General features: G+C 46.8%; 10 protein-coding genes. 1 reads left to right on the top strand and 9 read right to left on the bottom strand.

Features of this window, described 5'->3' with window-relative positions:
- The 9 genes from Q0277_RS10845 to ribA all read right to left on the bottom strand — a co-directional run.
- Positions 1–347: hypothetical protein (locus Q0277_RS10845; protein WP_297998058.1), on the bottom strand; the 347-nt coding region annotated here is incomplete at its 3' end.
- Positions 317–478, bottom strand: a complete 162-nt coding sequence (locus Q0277_RS10840; RefSeq protein ID WP_297998056.1) for a hypothetical protein — start codon at positions 476–478, stop codon at positions 317–319. The genes Q0277_RS10845 and Q0277_RS10840, both read right to left, overlap by 31 nt.
- A gap of 71 nt (positions 479–549) precedes the next feature.
- Positions 550–681: a hypothetical protein gene (locus Q0277_RS10835; protein WP_297998054.1), complete on the bottom strand. Its 132-nt coding sequence runs from the start codon at positions 679–681 to the stop codon at positions 550–552.
- A gap of 28 nt (positions 682–709) precedes the next feature.
- Positions 710–1,132, bottom strand: coding sequence for a peptidoglycan-binding protein LysM (gene lysM, locus Q0277_RS10830; RefSeq protein ID WP_297998052.1), 423 nt, complete (start codon positions 1,130–1,132; stop codon positions 710–712).
- Positions 1,133–1,332: 200 nt separating this feature from the next.
- Positions 1,333–2,535: a chloride channel protein gene (locus Q0277_RS10825; protein ID WP_297998049.1), complete on the bottom strand. Its 1,203-nt coding sequence runs from the start codon at positions 2,533–2,535 to the stop codon at positions 1,333–1,335.
- Positions 2,536–3,106: 571 nt separating this feature from the next.
- Positions 3,107–3,649 (bottom strand): hypothetical protein, encoded by a 543-nt coding sequence (locus Q0277_RS10820; protein ID WP_297998046.1) that lies wholly within the window; start codon positions 3,647–3,649, stop codon positions 3,107–3,109.
- The gene (locus Q0277_RS10815) at positions 3,646–3,852 is read right to left on the bottom strand and encodes a hypothetical protein (protein WP_297998043.1); all 207 of its coding nucleotides are present in this window, start codon (positions 3,850–3,852) and stop codon (positions 3,646–3,648) included. The genes Q0277_RS10820 and Q0277_RS10815 overlap by 4 nt, the downstream gene beginning before the upstream one ends.
- A complete protein-coding gene (rsmG, locus tag Q0277_RS10810; protein ID WP_297998041.1) occupies positions 3,852–4,430 on the bottom strand; it encodes a 16S rRNA (guanine(527)-N(7))-methyltransferase RsmG in 579 nt (192 codons plus the stop codon). The genes Q0277_RS10815 and rsmG overlap by 1 nt, the downstream gene beginning before the upstream one ends.
- Positions 4,427–4,987: a GTP cyclohydrolase II gene (gene ribA / locus Q0277_RS10805; RefSeq protein ID WP_297998038.1), complete on the bottom strand. Its 561-nt coding sequence runs from the start codon at positions 4,985–4,987 to the stop codon at positions 4,427–4,429. Before ribA ends, rsmG begins: the two co-directional genes overlap by 4 nt.
- A 63-nt stretch (positions 4,988–5,050) precedes the next feature.
- Between ribA and hemB the strand changes: the two genes are divergently transcribed.
- Positions 5,051–5,911 (top strand): porphobilinogen synthase (gene hemB, locus Q0277_RS10800; RefSeq protein WP_297998035.1); only part of this gene is annotated, 861 nt, incomplete at its 3' end.

Below are 5,911 nucleotides of genomic sequence, written 5' to 3'. Positions count from 1 at the left end.
CTAATTTCTTTAAAATTTTGATCATAATATGCAACTTTTGAATTATAAAAATAGGTATATTTTTTCTTTAAATTTATAATATTAAAACAATCAAATATCAAAAATACAACTATCGCAAAGCCAAATTTTATTATCGTTTGTTTTGTGTCGTCAAAATCTAAAATACCGCTTTCAAAATCATCTAAGCAACTAATGCAAAACCCAGAAGCAGTAATCCAAAATATTAAAATAATCAAATAGTGTAAAATTAAAGGAAAACCGGAATAATCCCGCAAAACTAGTGGCTCTTTGTCGTAGTCCCTAGTCTCTTCTTTCCTTAGCGCAGCACCGGCTTTAAATTTATCCAAATCGAGCTCTTTATAAATAGAATTTCAAAGCGTTTTATATGCTCCAAAATAGGATGGCGGCACGCAAGTGCGGCGGATAATTTACTATCAGCCGCCGTACGGCTCGCAAATCTGTAGTCTGTAAAATTCATAGCTCACACAATCATGCCGTCCCGCTAGTTTGCAAAACCACGCCTCTTAAAACGTAAAACGCGGCGCCTCGCTAACTCGTAAAATTTAGCTCGCCAAAGTCGCGCTGCACAGCCAGCTCAAAATCACGCTCCACAAAAAACCGCGCTCGCGCCGCCAGTTTGCAAAACCGCACTTCGTAAAACGTAAAATCCGCGGCTTGCAAAATCAAGCCGCGGCATTCAAAAGCGAGCTTAAGCTTTTGGAATTCTGATTTTCTGCCCCGGATAGATGAGGTTCGCATCCTTGATAACCTCGCGGTTGGCGTCGAAAATAATCTTGTATTTATTCGCGTCGCCGTAGAATTTCTTCGCGATTTTAGATAAATTATCGCCCTTTACGATGGTGTAGTAGTTCTCGGCGCTATCCTCTCTAATGCCCTCAATCTGCACGTTTTTGATGCCTGCGGTGTTGCCCGCGATGAGGGCTGCTTTTTCGAGAGTTTCCTTATCGGCGTTGCCGCTGATTTTGACGGTGTCGCCCTGCACCTCGACCTCTAGCCCCTCTACCGGCGTAGAGCTGAGATTGGCGGCGATCTCGTCTTTTACGTGCTTGGCGTCATCGCCTAGACCTAGTAGTTTCTTGCCTGCTTCGGCTACGAATGAAAGTAAACCCATTGTTTTCTCCTTTGGTTAAAGTGGCGAAATTTTATCTTAAATTTACCAACGATCAGCTTAGGCACATATCATTACGGCTCCGACCTAGCCCAATGATGCGACCTATGGCGCTCACTCTATGCTGACGGGGCAGGTTCTTGGACCATCATCGCCGCGCCCATCGATTCATGTTTGCAGCGTATGAATTATCAGCGCTGCGACTACGCTAAATTTTTCGTCAGTAAATTTCTAGCGATCACGGCACATACGATGCTAAAAACGACGACCGAATATGAGTTGATATTTAGCCCACAAAATCCTGCGCTTAGGGCAAAGGCACAAAGCGGCGCGTTTAGGTTGATCGCTAAAAAGGCAGCCCCTCCGCAAACGCCCGCTGCGCTTAGGCTAATAGGTAGAATTTCGCCGATCGCAAATCCAACGCATAGCCCCAAAACTGCGCCCAGCGCGAAACTCGGCGTGAGCGTGCCGCCGTATCCGCCGCAGCGAAAGATCATCAGAATGCAAAACGCTTTGCAAAGTAAGATCGCAAGCAAATATGGACTAAAGGATGCGGAGTTGAAAGCAAACTGCGCTGCAGAGCGCCCGTTACCTAAAATTTCGGGTACATATGCGCCGATCGCCGCGGTAAGCACGAATGCAAATGGTAGTGTAAGTGCGATTTTGAGGCTTTTTATGCGCAGCTTTTCGCACAAGCGCACCCCGTCTTGGAAATATTTCGCCGCAACCCCCGTGACAAGCCCGATTATCGCCGCTGCGAGTAAATTCTGCGGGGTAGGGGCGAAGTTCGAAACTGCGTAATAAATTTCTTTTGAAGCTCCGAATTCCGCTGTAGCTGTAGCCACCGCACTAGTGGCAAAGGCGCACAAAATCGCTTGAGTATCGAAGCTTTTAAGTAAAATTTCTAGGCTAAAAAGCGCGCCCGCTAACGGGACGTTATATACAGCGCCTAGTCCCGCTCCCGCGCCACATGCGACAAATAGCCGAAGCTCATCTCCGCCGATATTTAAGGTGCGGCAAATTTTAGCCGCAAACAAGCCACCTAGCTCGCGCGGGGCAGCCTCACTGCCTACCGGTGCGCCCATGGCGATGGCTGCAAGCTGCAAAACCGAGTGGATTAAATTTTGCCAAAACGGCGGATTTTGTCCCTCCATCATCGAAGCTACGTTTAAAAAAGGTTTTAGTCTTATTAGCAGAATTCTAATTAAAGTTACGATTGCGCCGGCTGCGAGGACGCTAAGAAAGCGCCTAAGCGCAGTGGTTTGCTCCGTGATAATGTGAAATTCCTCATCATTATGCCCGAAAGCAAAAGTTTCAATTTCGTTGATACCGAAGTTTAAGATCCCCGCGCAAAGCCCCATTATAACGCCTATCGCAAGGATCGCTAGAAAGAATTTAGTACTCAAAATATGCCTTTTTGAAACGCATAATTATATAAAATTTTAGCTTTAAAAAATCCTTACCGTGCATATAAAAGCAGCTAAAACGCGAGCAAATTTTAAAATAATGGCTAGGAATTTATATCGTCTCTGTAAGTAAAATTTTGCGCGAAATTCTATGAAGCTTAGGCAGATTCGGAATTTTATTTACGTTAATTGCGCGAGTAAAATTTACGTAGATTTTATATCGCGCGTAGAAAATTTAGTAAAATTTCGCATCGCGCGGGAGGATAAAATTCTTTTTAAAATTTCTTGCCGCGAAGGCAGGCGAAATTCTACGTAAAATTTAAATATATCCGAGCGGATAAAATTTTAAATTGAATAAGCGAGAAAATTTTGCAGAGGACACGTGAAATTTCGCGCAGAATTCTAATTTGCGAAAGAGGGCAAAATTCCGCGTAGAATTCCGATCCGCGTAAGCAGGCGAAATTTCGAGTGAAATTCCAAGCTGCGTGGCTAGGCAAAATTTCGCACGGAATTTTAATTTGCATGAGTCATAGGAATTTTATACCCGCGAATAAATTCGCTTAGGATTTTACTATTTTTTCCAGATATCGTCATTTTTACCAGCTGCGGGCGCGCTTAGCTTTTTATCCAGAGCCGAAATTTTATCCGCGAGCTTTTGCGCGCCGCCGAAAATTTCATCTTTTTTCGGAAGCCCGAAGTGAAATTTCGAGCCTACGCTATCTCCGATGCTTGCAAGTAGCGATTTAGGCGCGTTTGCGATCGCGTCTTTAAAGATCGCCGCGTCGATGCCGAGCTCGGCTAAGTTTTTTAACGCCCGCGTAGAGCTGATAAACATCGCGATCTTGGCGTCGAAAAGATAATCGTTTGCCAGCTTTTGTGCGGCCGCGGCTGATTTTTTATCCACGATGATAAAGCGCGCACCTGCGCCGTTTGCGAGTAAAATTTCATTTATATCGTTCGTAATAACGCTAAATTTTTTCTGCGCCTTTTGCGCCACGGCGATGAGCCTGTCGTTAAATTTAAAGAGCAGATTGTCGTATTTGAAAACTTCGTCGCCGTTTTTGATGAGATACAGCGGCTCGTAGGGCACGAGCGCGTGGCCTAGGATGATCATTTGCCGCCCCTTAGTTTGGCTTCGCAGGATTTGCAAAGGCGCTTTTTATCGCGCAAAGCAAGCTCGTCGCTGCTAAAGTACGTCCCGCACTCGTCGCACGCCAAAAGCTCGGTCGCATCGTCCTTTTTCTTTACGCGAAATCTAGGCACTATCAAAAAATATATGAGCGCCGCGATAACGGCGATGGCTAGAATTTTTCCCATTATTTCACCCCTTTGATCACTAAAAATTTTCTATTTTTCAAAGCGTTTTCGCCGCTAAAAATTTCGCAGCGCGCACTCGTAAATTCCTTGCGGAATTCCGCCGCTTCCGCCTCTGCGCCTGAGCCCTTGTAGAGCAAAAACGTAGTGTTTTGATCGTAAAAGCCGCGGCAAATTTCAATTAAGCTTCGTGCGCTCATTAGCGCTCGCGAGCTTATCAGATCGGCGCGCAGCTTTGCGCCGTCTTGCACGCGCTCGGCGTGGATTTTTACGTTAGCTAGCGCAAGACTAACCTTTGCGTAGGTTAGAAACGCCGCTTTTTTTTGATTTGGCTCAAATAAATGCCACTCGCACAGCGGCAGCGCGAGCGCCAAAAAGAGCCCCGGAAAGCCCGCTCCCGAGCCGATGTCGCACGCAATGCGCGGATAGCGCGGTATGAAATTCGCTCCGCTTAGGCTGTCGCGCACCACCGCGTCCAAATCGTCGTAATTCGTGAGGCTATGGACGCGGTTAAATTTTTGCAGACAGGCTTTAAATTTAGCGACCTGCTCGTTAAAACTTTCGTCCGGCGCAAGCTTCACAGCAGATGCCCCATCTGCTCTTTTTTGACGCGCAGATAGTTTTCGTTAAATTTATTCGGCGTAATGATTATCGGCACGCGCGCGACCACTTCGACCTTTAGATCGTGCAGCTTTTGCGGATTGTTCGTAAGCAGATTTATGCGCGAAATTCCAAAATGAGCGAGTATGAAATCCACGATCTCGTAGGTTCGCTCGTCCGCTTTGAAGCCGAGCTGATGGTTTGCTTCGATCGTATCTAGCCCTTGATCTTGCAGCGCGTAGGCGTTGATTTTATTAAAAAGCCCGATATTGCGCCCCTCTTGACGCAGATAGATCACTATTCCGCCATGCTCTTCGATATATTTTAGGCTCGCTTCGAGCTGTTCACCGCAGTCGCACTTTAGGCTGCCGATCGCATCGCCGGTAAGGCACTCCGAGTGGATACGTACGTTTACGACGCCCTCCAAAGGCTGCTTAAATATTACTAAATGCTCTTTCTCGCCTTGCTTAAACGACTGAACGCGGAAGCTTCCGAAACGAGAGGGGAGATTTGCGACCTCTGAAATTTTTATATCCATGCTTAAATTTACTCCGATTGTGATATTATAAATCTCACAATTCTAGCTAAAAAAGGAAAAATAATGTTTAAACGATTTAGGAGACTACGAATAAATCCCGCGCTTAGGGATCTAGTGCAACAAACCGATCTGCAAACCCGCTTTCTAATCTATCCGCTTTTTGTGGTGGAAGGAAGCGGCATCAAAAAGGAGATCGCCTCGATGCCCGGCGTATTTCAGATGAGCTTGGATGAAATTTTAAAAGAGTGCGAGACCCTTTTCACGCTTGGGTTGGATAAAATTTTACTTTTTGGAATTCCTTCGCTAAAGGACAGTATCGGCTCGGACGCGCTAAGCGAGGACGGCATCATCGCGACTTCGCTGCGCGCTATAAAGGCTAAATTTCCAAATTTGCTCGTCATCACCGATCTGTGCTTTTGCGAATACACCGACCACGGTCACTGCGGCATCATCGATCATGTGCATCAGACGGTGGATAACGACGCGACGCTTGAAATTTCGGCGCAGCAAGCGCTCATCCACGCCAAAGCGGGCGCGGATATGATTGCTCCAAGCGGCATGATGGACGGTATTATCGCTACCTTGCGAGAGACGCTCGATCGCGGCGGATTTGAAAATTTACCGATTATGGCGTATTCGACGAAGTTTGCCAGCGGCTACTACGGGCCGTTTCGCGACGTGGCGGAGAGCGCGCCAAGTTTTGGCGATCGCAGCAGCTACCAGATGGATCCCGCAAATAGATTTGAGGCGATCAACGAAAGCCTGCAGGACGAGGCGCAGGGAGCGGATATTTTGATGATAAAGCCCGCGCTTGCGTATCTGGATCTAATCAGAGACCTTAGAGAGCGCACGCTGCTGCCGATCTGCGCATATAACGTAAGCGGCGAATACTCACTACTGCAGGCGGGTAAAAAAGCGGGCGTG

The sequence above is a fragment of the uncultured Campylobacter sp. genome, from assembly GCF_938030815.1.
Lineage (GTDB): Bacteria > Campylobacterota > Campylobacteria > Campylobacterales > Campylobacteraceae > Campylobacter_B.
The sequence above is the reverse complement of the archived record's forward strand: the minus strand, read 5'-3'. Positions and strand labels throughout refer to the sequence as shown.

Excerpts from the sequence above, each read along its gene's own strand:
- Q0277_RS10840 (WP_297998056.1), bottom strand. The coding sequence starts at position 478 with ATGAATTTTACAGACTACAGATTTGCGAGCCGTACGGCGGCTGATAGT.
- lysM (WP_297998052.1), bottom strand. The coding sequence starts at position 1,132 with ATGGGTTTACTTTCATTCGTAGCCGAAGCAGGCAAGAAACTACTAGGT.
- Q0277_RS10820 (WP_297998046.1), bottom strand. The coding sequence starts at position 3,649 with ATGATCATCCTAGGCCACGCGCTCGTGCCCTACGAGCCGCTGTATCTC.
- Q0277_RS10815 (WP_297998043.1), bottom strand. The coding sequence starts at position 3,852 with ATGGGAAAAATTCTAGCCATCGCCGTTATCGCGGCGCTCATATATTTT.
- ribA (WP_297998038.1), bottom strand. The coding sequence starts at position 4,987 with ATGGATATAAAAATTTCAGAGGTCGCAAATCTCCCCTCTCGTTTCGGA.